Below are 21222 nucleotides of genomic sequence, written 5' to 3' on the forward strand. Positions count from 1 at the left end.
CCATTTTTCAGTCTATTATCAGTTTAGACTATTTAATTCATCACAATAGTGGCGCATTGTTCTCAACCAAAATAAAAATGGAGAGCCAAAGCTCTCCATTCAAACATTGTAGCGAGACTACTTTTTAATTGGCGTGTAGCCGTACTCTTCAATCAAAGATTTTGCTTGGCTGCTGTTTAAGTAGTGAATAAATGACTTAGAGTCTTCATCAACTTTGTCAGGGTTGTATAGAACAAGGAAAGGGCGAGATAATTCATACTGACCCGTAGCGATTGTTTTGTTGCTCGCTTCTACCCCTTCAAACTGGATTGCTTTGATCGAACTATCCACTGAGCCTGTAGAAACAAAACCAATCGCTTGTTTATTGTGGTTAACAATCGTCTTCACCATGCTGTTGCTGTTTACCACTAGGTTATCTGGGTTGATATCTGACACGAGACGACTATTGATGATTTTCGTCAATCCCATCAAGCTTTCAAAACTGTAACGTGACCCAGAAGAAGCTTCACGCGTGACTACAGCGATTTTTTGATCGTTTCCACCTAGCTGTTTCCAGTTAGTAATCTTTCCTTTATAGATATCAAACAGCTGCTCACGAGTGACATTTTCAATCGGGTTAGATTTATTCACCACCACAGCCAATCCATCAAAAGCAATTGGCTTAACCGTAAGCGATTCATCTTGCTCACTTTCTGTTAGGTAACGAGAGCTCATACCTACATCAGCGACACCTTTCTTAACCAACGTAATACCGGCTGACGAACCGATGCCCTGAACCGCTACGTAGCTGTCTGGGTGAGTGCTGTTGTAGTCTTCTGCGAGCACATCCATGACACGAGCAACCGAAGTCGAGCCTGAAACATTCACCTCTTTAGCCAACGTTGGCACTGAAAACAGTGATGTAGATAAAAGTGCAGCCAACGCAACACGAACCATAATAAACTCCCCACTAATAGATGCGATTGGTTATAACTAAACAGCGCTATGTTATTGCGGTTAGATGACATTTTTGTGAAAGCCTATGCAGACAATGAAATATCTAGTACATACTATGCTTAGGTTAGAGAAGTGTAACCTTTTACACAGATACTCATATTGTTGAAGTGAGAGCGTCATGGGGCTAGTGAGTTTACTACAACGTCAAGTAGAGAGCAGAGCGGAGCTTATCTGTAAGCAACGCAATCAAAGTACGCCTGCTGAATTGGGTAAAGCAAGCTTTGAAACCATGAACAATGGCGTCATTTTTATCAAGCAGCACTTTTTACTTGATTCGAGCCACTGCAATTACATGAATCCAATAGCGAAAGTGGCGTGGAATGGCGAACTCAATCAGTGGCAGCTGTTTATGCCACAAGAAACGGATAGTGAGCAGTGGGTGCCCTACCCATATTTAGCTCAAAGTAGCGACCTAACTGCTATCATGCGCGAAATCGATAAAGACCCGAAAGAGATGTTTTGGCAGGATTAGGAGAGCAAGTGCTCTCCTATCACTATTGTTCTAAAACTTGTAAGTCGAACCAATGTAGAAAGAGCCCATACCCAAGGTATGTTCCGTGGTTTTCTTGGTTAACGAATCTTCTACGTCCGCAGCAAACGCGTCAACTTCATAACCTGCTCTAACCGCCCAACCATCAAACATGGCAGGTGCATACTCAAGGCCGAGTCCTGCACGTACAGCAAACGTACTTGAAGATTTGTTGTTCAAATAGGCTGTCGCACCCGCATTTCGCACATCCCAGCTAACAATACCTGCACCAATTACCCCGTAAGGTCTAAGGCCGTTGTCAAAGGTATAACCTAGGTTAGCCGCCACGATTAGAGACTCACTGTCCATCGTCAGTGCTTTAGTGTTAGACAATTTGGTGTTTGCTGTGCCGTACTTTGTGTACTGAGCTTCAATCGCAGCGATCTTGTTAAACTGATAGCCACCAATCAGTTTGAATGATGCTCCATCTGTTTCAGTTGAAGTTGTGCCATTGGTAACACTTTTGCCAAATCCATCATCGTCGTAGCTCGTATCACCGATACCCGCACCAATATAAAAACCATCAACTTTCTGAGCTGCAAATGTCGGTAGCGCTACAAGCGCTGCAAGTAAAACAACCTTTTTCATAATTCTTACCTAATATTCCCTAATGAATTAAATCGGTTACAAACTATAGGAATATCGAATAAGCGTCTTTATGCGAAATGTATAGAATTGTCTGAGCTTTGTCATACACCAGTCAAATACCTAACATCATTACATTAAAACTGCGAATTGTTCTAATAAGACCAGAGCAACAAAAAAGGCGCTGTAATAGCGCCTTTGGGGTAACTTAAACGAAATGATTTGTTACTCTGCTGAGGTTTCAGCTTCTGTCGTTGTCTTCACTTCTTCAAAGATTTGTGTCGGTTTGGCGACTAGACTGCGGTTTTCCTGATTTACGTCAGTCAGAACCACCTCTAGCACATCGCCTAAGCGGTAAGTCACTTGTTTATCGATTGAAACCGTACCATTTTCACCGTTGCACTCAAGGCGCTCTTTGTTAGCTAAGATGAGGGAGCCTGGAATAAATGCCGCAGCGCCATTTTCAATCAAGCGAATACGCATGCCAGCACGGTTGATATCGAATATCTCACCGTTGAACTTGGTCTCTTTAGCAGGTTCGTCTGCAAGGGTACGTGCATATAGCCAATCACCAACATTGCGCTCAGCCATCTTGTGGTGCTTGCGATGAATCGCTAGTTCTTCACCGACACTATCGTCGGCAGTCTGCACTGGTTCTTTGCCTAAGATGTGCGCTTTAAGCATACGGTGGTTGATCATATCGCCATATTTGCGGATTGGTGATGTCCACGTCGCGTATAGGTCAAGACCCATAGCATAATGCGGTAGAGGCTGGTTACCGATTTCGCTGTATGCTTGAGCTTTGCGGATTCGGTTATCTAGGTAAGACGTTTCTTGACTACCCAACCAACGACGCAGCGCCGCAAACCCTTCTAGAGTCGCGATAGATTCAGCGGTAAACGGCAGTTCACCTTCTGGGTTTACCAGATTAATGACATCTTCAATCTTTTCCGGTTTGAAGCCCGCGTGAGTGTTAAACACACCGGAATTAAAGCTTGATTGCAGCGTTTTGCCTGCACAAATGTTTGCTGTAATCATCGCCTCTTCTACTAGGCGGTTAGCGCTACGACGCATGTCTGCATGAATAGCGACAACATCGTTATCTTCACTCAGTTCAAATCGGTAGTCTGGACGGTCAGGGAAAACGACCGCATGAGTTTCACGCCACTCAGCGCGAGCACGTGAGAAGTCATAGAGGTCACGAACGACCTCAGCGATTTCTTCACTTGGTTGCCAAGCATCTGAACTGCCATTTTCAATCCAATCGGAAACATGGTCGTAAGCCAAGCGAGCATGAGATTTAATGTTGGCAGCGAAGAACTTAATGTCATCACCGATAACACCCTCTTTCGTCACCGTCACACTACAACATAGAGCAGGGCGTGCTTCACCCTCAATCAATGAACATAAGTCATCGGCGAGGTCACGTGGAAGCATTGGAATATTTCTACCCGGTAGATAGATGGTAAAACCACGCTCGCGCGCCACTTTGTCCATATCACTATCAGGTGTGATGTAGGCCGTAGGATCGGCAATCGCAATTGTCAGTTCGAAATCACCAGATTCTGTCTTTTTAGCATGCAGCGCGTCATCCATATCTTTGGTTGACTCACCATCAATGGTCACAAACGGAATGTGTGTCATATCGGTGCGTTCAAGATCAGCGTCGTCTTTTAGCTCCCAGCTATCTAGTCCTGCTGGTTCGCTGTTTGGCAAATCATTTTGCGCCAAGGTTACCCACCAAGGTGCTATCTTGTCGTCTGCATCAGTAATTTTGTCGCTGATTTCGACAAAGAAGCCATTATCACCTTTAAGTGGATGACGAATAAGGTGTGCAATCACCCAATCACCCTCTTTAAGATCATCACTCTTGATGCCTTTACGTGTCTTAGCTTTTAAAGATAACTTTTTAAGTTGAGGATGGTCTGGCGTAACGTTCAGTTTGCCTTTGAATAGTTTAACTCGGCCAATAAAACGGTTAAGCCCTTGTTCAAGTAGCTCTTCTGGTTCAGCTTGCTCGCGATCTTTCTCTGTACGAATGATCGCTTTTACCTTGTCGCCGTGCATACATTTTTTCATGTACGGAGGTGGGATAAAGAAACTTGTCTTACTATCCACTTCAAGGAAACCAAAGCCTTTCTCTGTCGCTTTGATTGTGCCTTCTTTTTTAGGCAGGGTTTCTTGGATTTGCTGCTTAAGTTGAGCCAGTAGAGGGTTATCTTGAAACATCTATCTTGTTTTACCGAGTAAGTAACCGAAAAATTGCGCCCACTATATCACCGAGCCCTTGCCCCTGCTAGCGTAGAAGCATGACAATCTGGTGTTTAACGAACAATTCAATCAGTTAGCAATCACCTAAATTTGTGCATAAATTTCGCACCTAATGCATCTAGATGAACAAGAACTACACAAAAATTCTCATATCAGGAAAAAATTGTGATGAAATTCAATTTTTTCTAGCTTTTTTTGTGCTTTTAGGGAATAATCCGCCCCCTCATATTGGTGGCCCCCTTCTGTTCATAGAATTTTTAGATGAACGGACAGTAAATAACACCAATATCTCTTACGTCCCTAGTGGCTTGATGCGATTTACGACTTTTCCGCATCTGAACGGAATCAGCTCTCAACTGGATTGGTATTGGAATTGGTAGAGCTCGTGGGACCTTTTGTTGACATTATATAGTAGGATCCCAATGACAGATTCTGTAATTCAGTTTAGCGATCTAGCGCTTAACGACTCTATCCTTTCAGCTCTTGATGGTATGGGTTTTGTTTCACCAACTCCAATTCAGGCTGCTGCTATTCCGCACCTATTGGCTGGTAAAGACGCACTAGGTAAAGCTCAAACTGGTACTGGTAAAACTGCAGCTTTCTCTCTACCTCTTTTAAACAAGCTAGACCTTGCACAGCGTAAGCCTCAAGCAATCGTACTTGCTCCAACTCGCGAACTAGCGATCCAAGTAGCGGCTGAAGTTAAGAACTTAGGTCAAAACATCGCTGGTCTTAAAGTTCTTGAGATCTACGGTGGTGCATCGATTGTTGATCAAATGCGCGCACTGAAAAACGGTGCTCACATCGTTGTTGGTACTCCGGGCCGTGTTCAAGACCTTATCAACCGTGATCGTCTACACCTAGACGAAGTACACACATTCGTTCTTGATGAAGCGGATGAGATGCTAAACATGGGCTTCGTTGATGACGTAACTGAAATCATGGAGCACGCACCTGAATCAGCACAACGTGTACTATTCTCTGCGACTATGCCTCCGATGCTTAAGAGCATTGTTGAGCGCTTCCTACGTGATCCAGAAACAGTAGACGTTGCAGGTAAAAACCACACTGTAGACAAAGTAGAACAGCAGTTCTGGGTTGTTAAAGGTGTAGAAAAAGACGAAGCAATGTCTCGTCTTCTAGAAACTGAAGAGACTGATGCGTCAATCGTATTCGTACGTACTCGTCAAGACACTGAGCGTCTAGCCGATTGGCTATGTGCACGCGGCTTCAAAGCTTCTGCACTACACGGTGACATTCCTCAGTCTCTACGTGAACGTACTGTTGATCACATCAAACAAGGTGTTATCGACATTCTAGTTGCAACAGACGTTGTAGCACGTGGTCTTGACGTTCCACGTATCACGCACGTATTCAACTACGACATCCCATTCGATGTTGAGTCTTACATCCACCGTATCGGCCGTACAGGTCGTGCTGGACGTAAAGGTAAAGCGATCCTTCTAGTTCGCACTAACCAACTACGTATGCTTCGCACTATTGAGCGTGTAACTAAGTCATCAATGGAAGAGATCCAACTTCCACACCGTGACAAAGTTGCAGAAGCTCGCGTAGCAAAACTTGGTGCAGAGCTTGAAGCTGATAAAGAACACAAAGCGCTAGAGAAGTTCTCTGAGCTAGTTGAAAAACTACAAGAGTCTCTTGAGCTAGACGCGGCAACACTGGCTGCCATTCTTCTTAAGCGTCAGCAAGGTAAGCGCCCACTATTCTACATTGGCGAAGACCCAATGATTGAAGCGATTGAGCGTGACAAGCAGCGTCGTAAAGAGCGTCGTGAAGGCGGCCGTGATGGTCGTGGTCGTGACCGCAACTTCAACAACCAAGACTGGGATACATACCAGCTGCAAGTTGGTCGTGAGCAAGGCGTTCAGGTTAAAGACATCGTTGGCGCATTGGCAAACGAACTTGGCCTAGTTAAAGGTTCAATCGGTGCGATTAAACTAGCACAAGGCGAAACTTACGTTCAGCTACCAAAAGCAATGTCTTCAGAGACTGCTAACAAGCTACGTAAACTACGCATTCGTCAGAAAGAAGTTGGCGCGGTAGTGTGTGACTTTGATGACTTCCGTGAACCTCGTGGTCGTCGTGATGGCGGTCGCCGTGACGGTGGACGTCGCGATGGTGGCGGTTACCGTGGTAATCGTGATGGAAACCGCGAAGGCGGCTACCGTGGTAACCGTGACGGAAACCGCGAAGGTGGCTACCGTGGCAACCGTGAAGGCGGTCGTGGTAATCGCGAAGGTGGTCGTCGTGATGGTGAGCGTCGCTTTGACCGTAACCGTGGTGGCGATCACCGTGGTAACTACCGTGGCGAACGTGGCCATGGTCGTGGTAACCGCGAAGATTAATCACCTCTGCTAGCAAGCATTAAAAAAGGAGCCAAATTTGGCTCCTTTTTTTGTCCGTTGATTTTGCGCTGCTTCAACCAAACTCTTGATACAAAAAAGCCATTTGGCAGAACCAAATGGCTTTCTTAGTTTAACTCTGATTATTCGCTATCAGGTTTAGGCGGTGTTTTCTTCTTAGGAATAAACACGCTATCACCCACTGCCACATTCTGGTGGAAGCTCTTGTCACGCTTAACTGGTTTCTTAGTTGATTTCTTCGCTTGCGGCTTGGCATTCTTAGTCGCTTTGCCCTTGTTACGAAAATCAGGTTTACGCGGTTTTAAGCCTTTAAACTTGCCTTTTAACCCTTCAAGTTCAGAGAAGCTTAGGTCTTGCTGCAAATAAGCTTCAACACGCTTAAAACTATCCCAGTCTTTTGGACCTACAAGTGAAACCGCATCACCTTTATTGCCAGCACGGCCTGTACGACCTACACGGTGAACATATTCTTCCGTATGTTTTGGCATGTCGAAGTTTACAACATGGGTAACGTTAGCGATATCTAGACCACGAGAAGCGACATCCGTCGTGACCAGTATTTTGAACACAGCACGCTCAAACTGACTCATGATGGTATTGCGTTGAGTCTGGTTTAAGCTACCGCTAAGCGCGATTGCTTTGAGCTTCTTCTCGTTAAGTTTTTCTGTTAGACGCTCTGTATCAACACGCGTTGCAGTAAAGATAATCAGCTGTTTGTATTCTGCTTCTTCTAGAACGCGCTCTAAAATTGCTTCTTTATGATCAAGATGATCACACAGGTAGAACTTCTGAGTGATGTCAGTGTGCTTTTCTGTAGCTGCGCCAATTGCAATACGTTTTGGAGCATCTAACATCTCCATAGCAATATCGTTAACTTCAGCATGGTCTAATGTTGCTGAGAACATCAATGTTTGACGGCGGCGGTGTTTAGCAGCGTTGTGAATACGGCGCAGTTCAGGAGCAAAGCCAAGATCAAGCATACGGTCAGCTTCATCTAACACTAGAGTTTCGAGGCCATCTAGAAATAGAGAGCGATGCTCAAGGTGATCAGCTAAACGTCCAGGTGTAGCGACAATAAACTTAGGGTAACGACGTAGCGCTTTAACCTGATCGTTAAAGTTTTCACCACCAACAATGAGGGTCGCGTCATAAGACAATCCACCTAACATCGAACGCAACTCACCATACACTTGCTTTGCAAGCTCACGGGTAGGAGCAAGAATCACTGCGCGTGGGTCTTTTGCAGAGAATGCTTTGTTTTTTAGCGACTTGTGCAGCATAGGCAATACAAAAGCTAGTGTCTTACCAGAACCTGTCTTTGAAGACGCCAACAGATCTTTGCCAGCAATCGCGACAGGTATCGCGCGCTGCTGAATTTCTGTCGCCTTCTTAAAGTCAAAGTGCTTCAAGTTCTTTAGTAAGCGATTGTCTAAACCTAAATCTTTAAAGTGCAAAGTATTCTCCAATTGGTTACACAGCGTTGTCACCACAGCTCAAATGGCTTCGTACAACACGAATTATTCTAAAAACAGGCTATGATAACTGGATTCACTCTAAGAGGATAGAGATCACAGAAAATATTCTTTTGCCCTTACTTTTACTCTAAATGTCAGCTCTATTTCTCTTACATCTATTGCTCTCACCAATGAGACGTAGCTCAACTAATTTGATAATTACTTAAATTCTTGGGTTTTTTTGACTTTTGCTGGCTTTAGCAAGCGTAGAATTAGGGCTACACTGATTGACGTCACTATACGATAAAAAGGTATAGGACATATTATTGATACTTATTTATGCAAGGAGTTCTCTCATGAACAAAATGTTGATCGCAGCTGCAGCGTCTTCTGTTCTTCTACTAGCGGGTTGTGCGTCTGGTCCAGACGAAGCGACAACGGCGAAAATGGATGAGCTAAGCAATCAAGTAAGCCAACTAAGCCAAGATGTTCAAGCGCTACAATCTGAAGTACGTAAGTCTGGTGACTCTGCTATGGCAGCACAAGAAGAAGCGGCACGTGCAAACGAACGTATCGACAACATTGCTCAGTCTTACACTAAGTAATTTCGTCTTTTAAAAGAAAGGGTCTGCATGCAGACCCTTTCTTTTTTCTTTAATTTATTAATGTCGGAGCGACGATTTCGACTGGTACACCATTTTGCGCCAATATTGCGGCTCTCGCTTTCACATCCGATTGGTCAAACTCCTCTAACCACCAGCTAAGCTCTTGTGGCATCTCTAGCGCTTTTTTTACGCCATCACTGCGAGTTAACGGCTCGTGTGCTTCTAGGAACACACTACGATCTGGTTCAAGCGCAACCTTAATAGGCTCGTTAATCACGGTAACTTTTTCACCCAGCTTAACTTGAGGGAAAAGCCACTCGATATCCTTTGGCTCCATGCGAATACAACCCGAGCTCACTCGAAGGCCAATGCCGAAATCTTTGTTAGTACCATGAATAAGATAATCACCTGCGCCATGAGCTAATCGAAGTGCATACTCACCCAGAGGGTTTTCTGGTCCAGCTGGCACCACAGCAGGCAACTCAATCCCTTTTGCTAAATAGTCTTTACGAATCGAAGCAGGAGGAGTCCAAGTCGGATTTGGACGCTTTTGGCTGACAGAGGTTTCCATTTCAGGTGTGTCACGCCCTACTCGCCCGATACCAACTGGGAATATATGCACTTGGTTAGATTCAGGCTCGAAATAGTAAAGCCGAAGTTCCGCTAGGTTAATCACGATCCCTTCGCGCTCGACGTTCGGCAATATGATTTGAGTCGGGATCGTTAACACATAGTCCGCTTTAGGTAAAAACGGGTCGACGCCTTTATTGGCAGCCATCAAAGACAAGAAGCCGACATCATATTGCTTAGCAATGTTAGCGAGCGTCTCCCCTTCTTCTACCTGATGGTACTGAGTTCGTCCCACGATACTACTGCCTTCGACTGGTAACTCATACGTCGCAGCAAACAGAGGCGAGCTGACACAACACAAGAATGCGAGAAACTTACGCACCATTTAAACTTCCTTGGCTTCTTTATAGAGGCTTAAGGTTATCTCTCTTTCGGTCTTATGATCAACTATCGGTTCTGGATATGACAGATCTTTAGCATTGCCCCACTTATGAGGTTGATGGATGTACTTGTCTGGCACGCTCAACAACTCTGGAATCCAACGCCGAATAAAAGCGCCATCTGGGTCAAATCGCTCTCCCTGCGTAGTGGGATTAAAAATACGAAAATAGGGTTGCCCATCACAGCCTGTCGATGCACACCACTGCCAGCCACCATTATTGGCGGCGTAATCACCATCAATGAGTTTGGACATAAAATAGTGTTCACCAACACGCCAATCTACGTGAAGATCCTTAACTAGAAAGCTTGCCACTATCATTCTCAAGCGGTTGTGCATCCAACCTGTTTGGTTAAGCTGGCGCATTGCTGCGTCGACAATCGGATAACCTGTTAAACCCATTTTCCACGCATCGATAGCAGCAGTAGGATTGAGCCAAACTAAATTGTCTCCCCATGAAGTAAAACTCTTACCTTGCGACAATTTTGGTTCAAAGTAGGCTAAATGCTGATAAAACTCACGCCAAATCAATTCACTTTGCCAAACCTCACGCCCACCACTTAAAGGAAGGGATTGCTGGTACATGACACGTGCCATGCATTGTCTGACCGAGAGTGCTCCAATAGCTAAATAAGGTGAAAGAGTACTCGTGCCGTCAATCGCAGGAAAATCTCGATTGGAGTGATAACTAGTAACCTTGTCACTATCGAATTTTCTTAGCGCTTGGATTATCTGCTCAGTCTCTACCACGTATCTTTCACTCGACTCTCTCGGATAATCAAAATCACACTGACTCGAAAAATCCGCCACATGATTTGATGTCAGCTTACCTCTTATCTGCTGGGGATTTAGCTTTGTGACAGCGACTGGTTGACGATACATCGCTGCCAAGTAGGCGCGTTTAAACGGCGTAAATACCTTAAAGTAGTCACCTTGCTTGTTAACCACGCTACCGGGGTTAAGAATGCATTTATCATCAAAGCTTTTGCACTCTATACCCTCAGTTGCGAGAAGCTCGGACAGTAAGTCGTCTCTGCAGCGTTCATTGAGTTCATACTCTTTGTTGAGATAAACGCCGCTCGCACCTTCTGTCACAGCAACTTCAACTACCAATCTCGCAGCATCTTTAAAAGATTCAGTTTGAGCGTAATAGAGGGAGATGTTTTTCTTACTCAGATCGCTTTTCAGTGCCAACAGTCGGCGATAGATTAAGTCGGCTTGAATGGGAGCAAGGGCGTGCTCCTGCCAGGTTTGTGGTGTTGCAATATAAAGAGCAACCACAGACTCTCCGCTCGAACACGCGCAGTGCAAAGCGGTATTGTCTTCGACACGTAAATCTCGGCGCAACCAGACTAGATTCATCTTTAGGCCTTAGGCTTCAATTAAGTCTGAAAGTAAAACCTCGCCAGAGAAGGATGATTTTATCTTTTCAACAGTGGCAGTTTGCCCTGCGGTAAGAGGTCGCGAGCTATAAATGGCGATGGCAGCATACGCCCCCAGTCCTTCATGCTCAACCAGACCCGACAAGTCTTCAATCCCATCTATAATCACCAAGCTCTTACCCGACTCAGATAGATGTAGCGCCCAAAGGCGCGCATGGATGTTAACGCTGTCGTAATTAATAAACAGGCATTTACCCGATTTGGCAGCTTTGTTCTCTGAATCAATAATCGCATTGAGCCGAGCGACAAAGATAGACTCCATTAAGCCTTTTTGTAGCGCTCGCAGACCAATTTTGACCACAGATAACGCTTTCTCTGCTGGCTTAACAAACTGCTTTCGCACCACATCCAGTGGGTATTCTTTAAACACCGTGGCGACTATTGAATCCGCTTTCCCTTTATTCAGTTCAGCTAACGCTTGTAAGAAAGCACTCACTTCGTCCAATTGTTCACTCGCGAGGTACTCTTCGCCTTTATTAGGCTCATTGGACTCAAGTACATCTTTCACCTTGCCAATCGGAACCCCTTTGCTGAGCCACCCTTGTATCTCTCCGATTAAAGCGATGTGTTCATCGGTATACAAGCGATGGCCTTTTTCAGTCCTTTGAGGTTGCACTAAGCTATAACGTCTCTGCCATGCACGTAAGGTTACTGGTTTAACCCCTGTAATCTCAGAAATCTCACGAATCGCGTACAATTTTTTCTCATAACCCATATCTTAAACGTAACTCCTGTGGGTGAGGTTGCAGAAAAGCTTGGTCTTCCAGATAACTATCTGGATGAGCGGCTAAATAGTGCTTAATTAATGTTAATGGCGCAAGCAAAGGTAACAGCCCAACTCGATAATCCTCTATTACTTGCACCAACTCCTTCTTCTGTGAGCGACTTAGAGCGCGTTTAAAGTAACCTTGTAAATGCATCAGCACGTTAGTGTTGTTTTTTCTACTCGCTCTATGAGTCATCGCCGCCATCAAGCCTTGTCGATACAGTTTATAGAACTCTTCAATGTCATAATCTTTGACATTCGCAACGAGTTTACCTAGTTCTTTGTAAGAGGTTGGATGATGCGCCATTAAGGTCAACTTATAGCGCGAGTGAAACGCAACGATTTTCCCACGCGTCGGCTCATCGCCGATAGAATCATAAAAATCTTTAAGTGTATAAATGCGAGTAATGAAGTTCTCTTTCAAAACCGGATCGTTAAGTCGACCATCTTCTTCAACGGGCAACCAAGGCATGGCTTTTATCAATTCATTGGTGTACAAACCGACCCCAACATTCTCAGCGCTGTTCTTTTTATAGACTTTGACTCGCTCCATTCCACACGTTGGCGATTTAGCACAGACGATGTAACCACATAGCTGTTCGCGCTCAAGCTCTATCACTTTACTCTTCGAGTAATCAACGACAGCCTGCGTATGCTCTTTGGTTGGATCTTTAGTTTCCACCAAGGCAATTCTATCTTCGTTTGACATCAATCGTATGGTTGGTCTGGGTACAGGCATTCCAGAACCTACTTCTGGGCACACAGGGACAAACTCAAAGTAAGGTGTCAGCTCCTTAGTGACAAACTTGCTGATCTTATGCCCCGAGTCAAATCGAACACGCTCACCTAAAACACAAGAACTGATACCAATTTTTATCTGCTGCTGATTCATGATGAACTCCTTTGCCTAGCCGTGCTGTACAAAAACATTTCTTGTATAAGTTTTAGCACAATATTTATATCCTGTACAAAAACATTTCTTGTACAACTCATAAATAAGCTACGTGAGTAACGGCTTTTTAGTTCACTTAATGAAGCAAACGTTTTTACAAATCGATTGCTCATTCACTTTCAACAGTTTTAGTTATCAATGGACAATAAAAGCATCAAACACCCCCCTTTTGTGACATACTTCTCATGGAGCAATCTCAGATATAGCTAGTATTGCCTCAACAGATTTTTCAAAATCAACATAATTAGTAATCAGCAGTTCGAATTACTAATAATTTTTGGAGTAATAACTATGGCAACCCCACACATTAATGCACAACCAGGTGATTTCGCTGAAACAGTACTGATGCCAGGCGACCCACTACGCGCTAAATACATCGCGGAAACTTTCCTCGATGACGTGAAGCAAGTATGTGACGTTCGTAACATGTTCGGCTACACAGGTACTTACAAAGGTAAGAAAGTGTCTGTAATGGGTCACGGTATGGGTATTCCTTCATGCTGCATCTATGTTCACGAACTAATCGCTGAATACGGTGTGAAAAATGTGATTCGTGTTGGTAGCTGTGGTGCAGTACGTGACGACGTTAAACTGATGGACGTTGTTATCGGTATGGGTGCGTCAACTGACTCTAAAGTAAACCGCATTCGCTTCAACGATCACGACTTCGCAGCGATTGCTGACTTCGGTCTTCTAGAAGAGGCTGTTAACCAAGCTCGCGCTCAAGAAGTACCAGTAAAAGTGGGTAATGTATTCTCTGCAGACCTTTTCTACACTCCTGAAGCAGACATCTTTGAGAAGATGGAAAAACTTGGCATCCTAGGTGTAGACATGGAAGCGGCAGGTATCTACGGCGTAGCAGCAGATCTTGGTGCAAAAGCACTTACTATCCTAACAGTCTCTGACCACATCATCCGTGGTGAGAAACTAAGCTCTGAAGAGCGTCAGAAGTCATTCAATGACATGATGAAAGTAGCACTAGAAACTGCAATCAACATCTAATTCCAATCTTTTCGCCACCAAACCGAGTTTGGTGGCCCGAATAATCCCGAGGGGGAGATAGTGACAGCCGGCCAACTGCCAAAGGAAGCGAACGGGTTACAGCTCAACTTTTGTAAAACATTGGCGTGTGACAACTTTGGATTGAGTGATGCACATCGTTACGTTGTGCAGCATGCTAACCCTAAGCGACCTGCGATGGTATGTCGGGAATGTGGCGCTTTCCCCCCCTTACTTAATAACCAAGAAGTTCTCAATGAGCTTCATCGACTTCGTCAACTCCACAGTGACGGGCTTCCTGCTTGTCGAAACGACGATTGCGATAATTTTGGTTTATCTGTTCATACCCACAAACACCTCTACCATGCTTTTGGTTATAGCGGCGATCGCCAACGCTATCGTTGTAAATGCTGCCAATCGACCTTTGTCGACAAATGGTCTGGGGCTAACAAAAAACTACAATTCCAAGAAAACCTCCTTGGTTTACTTTTTATGGGCTATTCGGTACGCGAGATCTGCCGTAAATTAGAAATTAATCCAAAGACGTTTTATGATCACCTCGATCATATCGCGAGCCGATGCCGACGTAAGCTCGCTATGTTTGATGCCCGCTGGGTGAATCACGCTGCAAGCTATGAGCTTGCGTCTTTCTATGTTCCCTTACAGCCTAAAAGTAATAATGGCGTGTTGTGGATGGCAACAGGCGAAGCTCATAGTGGCTACATACTTTGCCAGCACGTTAACTATTCAGCGGGAGAAGAGCCAATCGGGGATGTGGATCATGACCCGTATCAGTACCCTGCGCGTTTTGTCTCAAAAGAGCACTCTTCTGAAGCGAACATGCCCGCTCCTACCCCATCGCCAGTGTTGCGAGAGCGAATTGATCAGCAGTACCAAACCATCTTAGCGAGGGGAAATGTTGAAGACCCAATGGGAAATCTCACAGTATTCAACTACCCATCTAAGGGGGCTTTGATTCGCCCACCTTACACGTCGTATGCGCACTTTTTGCATGTACTCGATTTATGCCAAGATGATCGCCAAGTATCGATCTATTTGCCACAAGATCCTGTTTTGCGTTCTGCAGCGCTAAGTGTCTGTCTGCCACGCATTTTGCGTCAAAATATCGACCTAATGTATGTAGAAGAAGATAAAGGCTGGAATGAAAACAACGCTATCGACAAAGTGGATATTGTCCATATGGGATGGTGGCGAGACCGTTGGGCGATAGCATCAAGCCATGATTCATCGAAAGGCATTTGCTATCTTGCTGGTCAAAATAATAAACCAAAACAATGGTTAAGAAGTGCTTCTATCCGACGCACCCAGTTTTATCAGCAGCGTTTTCAGACCTTGTTCGAAAGTTTTGTCAACGAACCTAGACGCAAGCTACGCCCAGGTGGTCTAATGCCTATGTTGGATATTTTCCGAGCTTGGCATAATTTGTGCTATCAAGATAAGACGGGGAAGACAGCCGCTCAGAATCTGGAACTGACTCAATCACCTTTGACACTGCGCGAGCTCCTTTCATAATTATCAGTATTGTGACGAGTACCGTTAATCGATCGGTGTTTTGGCACTTTTAGTAGAGATTAGCGCATGGCTATTCATATAATATGTTGTGTGCCTACGGTAATAGCCTTAAAGGATTGATTCATTGGATAAAAGCCAGCGACTTCTAGAGGTCGAAATAGATCAGCTAAAAAGCAAGGTCGAATCGGAGCCCGAAAAAGTTTGGGCAATCGCTGAGCAGTGTGCCGCGCGTTCTGCGCAAATCCTCTACCCCGAGGGGGAGATTCAGTGTCTTATTATCATGTCTCGTTGTGCATGGTGTACGATGGAATACCGCAAAGGGCTCAAATACATTAAGGACGCTCACGGTAAACTTAACGCCCTAGACACCGACGATCTACTCCCTGAAATTCTTCATATTCATGCCCTACATTATTGGGGACAAGCGCGATACTATTCTGCCCAACAATATTGGATTAACGCCTTAGAGCAATCCGCTTTGGTTGACGAAGTTGAAATTCAACTCGAGTCCTTGATTGGTCTTGGTAATGTCTGGCGAATTACTCACGAATATAATCTTGCTAAAACCACTCACGAGTTAGCCGTCATCGTAGCGAATAATGCTAGAATCAACTGGCTGGAAGGTAAAGCGCGTATCTTATTAGCTTGGGATCACTACCTACTCAATAACTACGTTGAAATGCTTTCGGTTCTAGATGGTGCCGCCGAAGCCCTTAATGATCATCACGACAATACATGGCAGGCAGAAGTTTGGGACTTCAGAGGCCTAGCTTTACTCGGTTTAGAGCGCGTTGAAGATGCAGAAGAAGCGACGCGTAAAGCCCATGAGCTGGCGATGCAACATGATCTTGTGTGGATGAAAGCCCACTCTTTTATCAGCCGCGCCAGAGTCGAGTTACTGCGTAAGAACCCTCAAAAAGCAGCAGAATTGCTCATACAAGCAGAGCAGTCAGCCGTGACATTTGATAACGGTGAGTTACTTTCACAAATCTGTTTTCAACAATCTCGCGTCGCTGAAGAATCTGGTGACTTCAAAACTGCGTTAGAAGCTTTCCAAAAATATCGTAAGCACTCGACCAGCATGCTCAGGGAGCAAACAGCAAGAGTCAGTAACGATAAAGCGAGAGCGTCAAAACGTCAGCTTGAACAAAGAGCACGTAAGCTCATCAATCGAATTCGTGGTCAGCATGAATTTGACCCTGAAAAGCAGCTTAGCCAAATGGTGTCTGAGACGTACTGGTGGGAACAACTGGTATTGTTCAAGACCGAGCTGAAACGCTCGAATCATGCCGTCATTGTCATCCAACATGAAGACGCCAGTTATCTAGATGTGTGTACAGAACTCGCCCACTCTCTATGTAACAAACAAGACATGTTGTCTCGACTCAGTAGCGAGCGATTAGGGATATTACTCGCTGACAAGGGAGATGAAGCGGTCAACGTTTTTCATGTATTAGCCAAGATGATCGAAATCTACCCATGGCACAGAAAAGGGCTGGACGATGCACTACCCAAAGTGATTTTCCAAGACATTCTGACTTTCCCATTTACCTTAGAACAATTAGAAGATAGCCAGCGACAGGAAGAGCAGCATGGAAGCCTTACTAAATAAAATTTCTGATTCTGGTCTAGACCCCTCTTCGGTATCTGGTGAAGAGGCGATCATCTTTTGGAATCATGTACGCCAACATGTCGCAACCTCTCCACAAGAGACAGCACAGTGCCTGATTATCAGTGCAGAGTTTCGCGTCGAATTAAAACAACTGCAAACCAGCATTGATGAGCTAAAAGAAGCCCTCGGACACCTTACGCTACCAGAAGACGCTGAACTGATCCTTGAAGTACGCAATGGCCTTGCGGATCGTTTGGTTGAAAATGGCGACTTTCATGGCGCTTTAAATGAATACATCAGTTCTTCAACCATCGCGGTCGATAATGGCTATATTGATGCGTATGTCCTTGCCGTACTTGGAATGGGAAACCTTTGTGATGCGTATGGGGACCACAATCGAGCTCTACGCTATTACCAAAAGATAGACAGTATTGACCACGCAATTAGCAGCCGTTCACTCCGCCTACGCTACAAGCTCTACATGCTCTCTTGTTACATCGAACTCAAGCGTAACACAGCAGCGAATGACCTGATTAAAGAATGTGAAGAGCTAAGCATTTTAGTCAGTGACAAAGTACTATCTGGGCAGATATTGCTCTACCAAGCAAAGCTCTACAGGCAGAACAAGCAGATGGACTTAGCCATGCAATCACTTGGCAATGTGCAGTATTCAGTGGGGAACATCCATTCTACTTGGCTCTCTAATATGATCCGCCTAGAGCTAGCCGCCTGTCTTAGTGAGCAGGATAAACCTCACATCGCTAACTGGGTGCTAGAATCAGCAAGACGTCGAATCAAACTCTATGCCTCTCCTATTCTGAACCTTAAGCTGTGTAACTCATTAGCTGAGATATGCGAACAGAAAGACGATTTTAGGGGCGCGTTAGAGTATCAAAAAAGCGCTTATCGTATCGAAAGCGATCTGATGAAAAAGATTCCAATCGGAGAGCTAGGGGCTAGCCAATTACGCCGATTATCGCGCTTTGAGCTGCAATTAAAACTGATTCTTTCAGAACAAGAAAATAGAGAGCTGAAAGAAACTACTGAGAGCCAAAAACATACCGTGGCTCAGCTTCAGCAGGATGTGTTTACCGATCCATTGACCTCACTGCATAACCGTCGTTGGCTAGATGTTAAGCTCAAAGACCTGTTACTCCACGATGTACCTTTTGCTTTGATGGTAGTAGACATTGACCACTTTAAATCGATTAACGATGAACTCAGCCATTTAGTCGGCGATAAAGCGATTGTGAATGTCTCTCACGAACTCGCCGCATATTTCAAGTTTCGTGGTGCTTCATGTGTACGTTTTGGTGGCGAGGAATTCTTGGTCATTTTAGAGCGTGCGACCTTAGAGCAAGCTGAAATGCACGCCGAAAACTATCGTGAACGCATTTTCAATTTCGGTTGGCAAAGTATTCTGGGTGAACGTGGCCTAACTGTCAGTATCGGCATTACGCTTCACCGTGAAGGCGAGAATACCCAAAGAACCTTCTACCGAGCAGATAAAGCACTTTATCGCGCCAAAGCCAATGGACGTAACCAAGTCTGTACTGAGTAGACACAATTCAATTCTTGATTAGCGCCCGTTCTCTTGTACAACGGGCGTTTTTGTTTTCTATCGTGTGCTTAACTGTTTGTCCATCTCATTAGCCCGATCAACTTCAAACAAAATTCATCTAATGTCTTGATTTTGTTTCTATACTTTAAACAGCACACCTCTATTCTGTGCAAAATACTATGACCAAGGAATGTTAGTATGTTTCTAGACTATTTCGCGTTAGGTCTTTTGATCTTCGTTGCGCTGGTTATTTTCTACGGCATTATCGTGATTCACGATATCCCTTATGAGATCGCCCGAGATCGCGAGCATCCACATCAAGATGCCATTCATTACGCAGGTTGGGTGAGTTTGTTTACACTCCATGCCATTTGGCCATTTCTTTGGATATGGGCCACTTTATGGCGCAAAGAAAGAGGTTGGGGATTCAAACGGCTTGAAGAGGAGCAGCACGATATTCATCACCGCGTAGATGAGCTCATTGACCAAGTCAGTCAGTTGCAAAAAGAAGTCGCTGAACTCAAACAGCAGAGCTACTCATCTTCAACGATACAACCTCAGTTTGATCGCAATGAGGAGGAGCAATAATGGATTTATTACTCATTCTAACCTACGCGGCGCTATGCATTACCATCTTCAAAGTCTTCAATATCCCGCTTAATAAATGGACCGTACCAACAGCGGTTCTTGGGGGGGTAGTACTTATCGGAACCCTGATTTTATTGATGAACTACAACCACCCTTTTACCCAAATTGGCAATCAAGTTTATTCCACCACTCCAATTGTCTCTGGTGTGCGAGGACGAGTCATCGATGTTCCCGTCGAAGCGAATAAACCGCTCAAGCAAGGAGAAGTGTTATTCACAATTGACCCTATACCTTATGAGGCCGAGGTAGCCAAGAAAAAAGCGCAGATCAAAGAGGCTAGCCAAGGAGCTCTGGGACTCGACTCTTCCCTTCAAGAAGCCATTGCGACCAAGAACAAGGCCATAGCAGAGCGAGACAAAGCGAAGCGAGAGTTTGACCGCTATCAGCGTGGGTTCGATAAAGGGGCGTTTACTGAGCAGCAACTCGACACTCGACGTCAAGCCTATAAAGCCGCTGAATCTTCGGTTAATGTCGCGAACGCTAAAGTCGAACAAGCCCAATTGGCACTCGATTCAGAAATAGGCGGCGAAAACACAACCGTAGCCCGTCTAATCGAAGAGCTGCGCCAAGCGGAATTCAATTTAGAGCAAACCATAGTGAGAGCGCCAACAGATGGCTTTGCTACCCAACTGGCTTTAAGACCCGGTGTGATGGCAGTTCCGCTTCCACTCGCTCCCGTTATGACCTTTGTTCATACCGAAGAGATTTTCTATACCGCTGCATTTAGGCAAAATTCTCTACAACGTTTACAGCCGGGCTTTGAAGCGGAATTTTTGTTTAGAGCACTACCGGGTAAGGTGTTTAAAGGCGAAGTAGTAGAGATTCTGCCTGCAATTGGTGAAAGCCAGTTTCAAGCTAGAGGCACTCTGTTAGGCACCGAAGCGCTAAGAACAAGTGGCAGAGTGTTCGCGAAACTCAGAATCACTGACGACCTTTCTCCGTATCACCTCCCTTTAGGTACCGCAGTAGAAGTGGCCGTTTATTCTGATCAGTTCACTCATGTTTCGATTATGCGCAAAGTACTGATTCGTATGAAAAGCTGGCAGAACTATCTCTATCTCGACCACTAGAGCCTGTTGACCTAAGCAAAATGACATCACCCGAAACGGGGTTTGCTCTCCAATTGGGTGATGTCTGTCCACCTCTTTAATTGCACTTTTCCATTTGTACACAAGGTACCCAGACGTCTAGCCCGTTATCTTTCCAAGCCATCGCTTAGGGGGTATAATCGGCGCCTCACCGTTACAAGCGTATAAAACTTAATCAAAATAACCGCTTGTGAACTAAGTTCTTTAAAGATTTCGACGAAGGGTTATCTATGAATCTTACGGCTAAAACCGTTGTTGTTATTGCAATTGGTGCTGCGTTATATGGCATTGGTGGTTTACCAATGTTCGGCATCCCAGTTTTTGCTAACACCACACTTAAACCAGCCATGGCAGTCCTAGCACTTTTTTCTGTCCTTTTTGGGCCTGTTGTTGGCTTTTTAGTTGGGTTTATTGGTCACTGGGTCACCGACCTTTTCGCAGGATGGGGCGTTTGGCTAACATGGGTACTAGGCTCAGGTATCGTCGGTCTTGTGCTAGGTTTCTTCCCAACGTTAACCCAAAATCGCCTAGCTGAAGGTCACTTTAATTTAAAAGACTTTTCGCTTTTTGTCGTCCTCGCATTGTTTGGCAATATCATCGGCTATGGATGCTCGGCCTTCCTCGATACAATTCTTTACGCTGAACCCTTCACCAAAGTGTTCACTCAGCTTTCAATCATCGCCGCAGGCAACACCGTACTCATTGCCGTAGTGGGTTACTTTATTCTTAAATCTGTTGCGAAACGCAATAAGCAAAGCCGCAATCTGACTGAGGCTTAATCATCA

At 44.9% G+C, this 21222-nt stretch carries 18 protein-coding genes; 10 read left to right on the forward strand and 8 right to left on the reverse strand.

Annotated elements, in window-relative coordinates; translation table 11 throughout:
• Positions 1-117: 117 nt before the first annotated feature.
• Entirely contained in the window at positions 118-936 is an 819-nt protein-coding gene (locus tag IX91_RS21385; protein WP_004744585.1) for a phosphate ABC transporter substrate-binding protein, read from the reverse strand.
• A 178-nt stretch (positions 937-1114) separates the two neighbouring features.
• On the opposite strand from IX91_RS21385, the gene IX91_RS21390 reads away from it, so the two are divergent.
• A complete protein-coding gene (locus IX91_RS21390; protein ID WP_004744584.1) occupies positions 1115-1468 on the forward strand; it encodes a DUF3024 domain-containing protein in 354 nt (117 codons plus the stop codon).
• A 30-nt stretch (positions 1469-1498) separates the two neighbouring features.
• Here IX91_RS21390 and IX91_RS21395 read toward each other — a convergent pair whose 3' ends face one another.
• Positions 1499-2113 carry a porin family protein gene (locus IX91_RS21395; protein ID WP_004744583.1) on the reverse strand — a complete coding sequence of 205 codons (615 nt, stop codon included), beginning with the start codon at positions 2111-2113 and terminating at the stop codon, positions 1499-1501.
• A 222-nt stretch (positions 2114-2335) separates the two neighbouring features.
• Positions 2336-4339 carry an exoribonuclease II gene (gene rnb / locus IX91_RS21400; RefSeq protein WP_004744582.1) on the reverse strand — a complete coding sequence of 668 codons (2004 nt, stop codon included), beginning with the start codon at positions 4337-4339 and terminating at the stop codon, positions 2336-2338.
• 464 nt (positions 4340-4803) lie between these two features.
• Here rnb and IX91_RS21410 point away from each other — a divergent pair, with 464 nt between their 5' ends.
• The gene (locus tag IX91_RS21410) at positions 4804-6750 is read left to right on the forward strand and encodes a DEAD/DEAH box helicase (protein ID WP_004744581.1); all 1947 of its coding nucleotides are present in this window, start codon (positions 4804-4806) and stop codon (positions 6748-6750) included.
• Positions 6751-6890: 140 nt separating this feature from the next.
• Here the strand turns inward: IX91_RS21410 and IX91_RS21415 are convergent, their stop codons facing one another.
• Positions 6891-8234 (reverse strand): DEAD/DEAH box helicase, encoded by a 1344-nt coding sequence (locus IX91_RS21415; RefSeq protein ID WP_004744580.1) that lies wholly within the window; start codon positions 8232-8234, stop codon positions 6891-6893.
• 344 nt (positions 8235-8578) lie between these two features.
• Here IX91_RS21415 and IX91_RS21420 point away from each other — a divergent pair, with 344 nt between their 5' ends.
• Positions 8579-8827: an Lpp/OprI family alanine-zipper lipoprotein gene (locus tag IX91_RS21420; protein WP_004744579.1), complete on the forward strand. Its 249-nt coding sequence runs from the start codon at positions 8579-8581 to the stop codon at positions 8825-8827.
• A 49-nt stretch (positions 8828-8876) separates the two neighbouring features.
• Here IX91_RS21420 and IX91_RS21425 read toward each other — a convergent pair whose 3' ends face one another.
• Genes IX91_RS21425 through IX91_RS21440 form a run of 4 tightly spaced genes read right to left on the reverse strand, consistent with a single transcriptional unit; the run spans position 8877 to position 12936 of the window.
• On the reverse strand, positions 8877-9782 hold the full coding sequence (locus IX91_RS21425) for a L,D-transpeptidase family protein (protein WP_004744578.1): 906 nt from the start codon (positions 9780-9782) through the stop codon (positions 8877-8879).
• Positions 9783-11198, reverse strand: coding sequence for a deoxyribodipyrimidine photo-lyase (gene phrB, locus IX91_RS21430; RefSeq protein ID WP_004744577.1), 1416 nt, complete (start codon positions 11196-11198; stop codon positions 9783-9785).
• A gap of 9 nt (positions 11199-11207) precedes the next feature.
• Entirely contained in the window at positions 11208-11993 is a 786-nt protein-coding gene (locus IX91_RS21435; RefSeq protein WP_004744576.1) for a MerR family transcriptional regulator, read from the reverse strand.
• Complete coding sequence (locus IX91_RS21440; protein ID WP_004744575.1) at positions 11983-12936, reverse strand: YbgA family protein; 954 nt, start codon at positions 12934-12936, stop codon at positions 11983-11985. Before IX91_RS21440 ends, IX91_RS21435 begins: the two co-directional genes overlap by 11 nt.
• Before the next feature lie 351 nt (positions 12937-13287).
• Here IX91_RS21440 and deoD point away from each other — a divergent pair, with 351 nt between their 5' ends.
• The 7 genes from deoD (at position 13288) to IX91_RS21475 (ending at position 21216) form a co-directional block, all read left to right on the forward strand.
• On the forward strand, positions 13288-13998 hold the full coding sequence (gene deoD, locus IX91_RS21445; RefSeq protein WP_004744574.1) for a purine-nucleoside phosphorylase: 711 nt from the start codon (positions 13288-13290) through the stop codon (positions 13996-13998).
• A gap of 60 nt (positions 13999-14058) precedes the next feature.
• Positions 14059-15528 (forward strand): hypothetical protein, encoded by a 1470-nt coding sequence (locus tag IX91_RS21450; RefSeq protein ID WP_004744573.1) that lies wholly within the window; start codon positions 14059-14061, stop codon positions 15526-15528.
• Between the two features lie 124 nt (positions 15529-15652).
• A complete protein-coding gene (locus IX91_RS21455; RefSeq protein ID WP_004744572.1) occupies positions 15653-17140 on the forward strand; it encodes a tetratricopeptide repeat protein in 1488 nt (495 codons plus the stop codon).
• The gene (locus IX91_RS21460; protein ID WP_004744571.1) at positions 17121-18701 is read left to right on the forward strand and encodes a GGDEF domain-containing protein; all 1581 of its coding nucleotides are present in this window, start codon (positions 17121-17123) and stop codon (positions 18699-18701) included. The genes IX91_RS21455 and IX91_RS21460 overlap by 20 nt, the downstream gene beginning before the upstream one ends.
• Before the next feature lie 198 nt (positions 18702-18899).
• Positions 18900-19289: a DUF3302 domain-containing protein gene (locus IX91_RS21465; protein ID WP_004744570.1), complete on the forward strand. Its 390-nt coding sequence runs from the start codon at positions 18900-18902 to the stop codon at positions 19287-19289.
• On the forward strand, positions 19289-20419 hold the full coding sequence (locus IX91_RS21470) for an HlyD family secretion protein (protein ID WP_004744569.1): 1131 nt from the start codon (positions 19289-19291) through the stop codon (positions 20417-20419). The genes IX91_RS21465 and IX91_RS21470 overlap by 1 nt, the downstream gene beginning before the upstream one ends.
• A 248-nt stretch (positions 20420-20667) precedes the next feature.
• Complete coding sequence (locus IX91_RS21475; protein ID WP_004744568.1) at positions 20668-21216, forward strand: ECF-type riboflavin transporter substrate-binding protein; 549 nt, start codon at positions 20668-20670, stop codon at positions 21214-21216.
• The last annotated feature ends 6 nt before the right edge of the window (positions 21217-21222 follow it).

Origin of the sequence: Vibrio tubiashii ATCC 19109, assembly GCF_000772105.1 — a bacterium.
GTDB classification, from domain to species: domain Bacteria; phylum Pseudomonadota; class Gammaproteobacteria; order Enterobacterales; family Vibrionaceae; genus Vibrio; species Vibrio tubiashii.

Bases quoted from the DNA above. Each gene is read 5' to 3' on its own strand.
- IX91_RS21385 (WP_004744585.1), bottom strand. From the start codon at position 936: ATGGTTCGTGTTGCGTTGGCTGCACTTTTATCTACATCACTGTTTTCA.
- IX91_RS21390 (WP_004744584.1), top strand. From the start codon at position 1,115: ATGGGGCTAGTGAGTTTACTACAACGTCAAGTAGAGAGCAGAGCGGAG.
- IX91_RS21395 (WP_004744583.1), bottom strand. From the start codon at position 2,113: ATGAAAAAGGTTGTTTTACTTGCAGCGCTTGTAGCGCTACCGACATTT.
- rnb (WP_004744582.1), bottom strand. From the start codon at position 4,339: ATGTTTCAAGATAACCCTCTACTGGCTCAACTTAAGCAGCAAATCCAA.
- IX91_RS21410 (WP_004744581.1), top strand. From the start codon at position 4,804: ATGACAGATTCTGTAATTCAGTTTAGCGATCTAGCGCTTAACGACTCT.
- IX91_RS21420 (WP_004744579.1), top strand. From the start codon at position 8,579: ATGAACAAAATGTTGATCGCAGCTGCAGCGTCTTCTGTTCTTCTACTA.
- IX91_RS21425 (WP_004744578.1), bottom strand. From the start codon at position 9,782: ATGGTGCGTAAGTTTCTCGCATTCTTGTGTTGTGTCAGCTCGCCTCTG.
- phrB (WP_004744577.1), bottom strand. From the start codon at position 11,198: ATGAATCTAGTCTGGTTGCGCCGAGATTTACGTGTCGAAGACAATACC.
- IX91_RS21435 (WP_004744576.1), bottom strand. From the start codon at position 11,993: ATGGGTTATGAGAAAAAATTGTACGCGATTCGTGAGATTTCTGAGATT.
- IX91_RS21440 (WP_004744575.1), bottom strand. From the start codon at position 12,936: ATGAATCAGCAGCAGATAAAAATTGGTATCAGTTCTTGTGTTTTAGGT.
- deoD (WP_004744574.1), top strand. From the start codon at position 13,288: ATGGCAACCCCACACATTAATGCACAACCAGGTGATTTCGCTGAAACA.
- IX91_RS21460 (WP_004744571.1), top strand. From the start codon at position 17,121: ATGGAAGCCTTACTAAATAAAATTTCTGATTCTGGTCTAGACCCCTCT.
- IX91_RS21465 (WP_004744570.1), top strand. From the start codon at position 18,900: ATGTTTCTAGACTATTTCGCGTTAGGTCTTTTGATCTTCGTTGCGCTG.
- IX91_RS21470 (WP_004744569.1), top strand. From the start codon at position 19,289: ATGGATTTATTACTCATTCTAACCTACGCGGCGCTATGCATTACCATC.
- IX91_RS21475 (WP_004744568.1), top strand. From the start codon at position 20,668: ATGAATCTTACGGCTAAAACCGTTGTTGTTATTGCAATTGGTGCTGCG.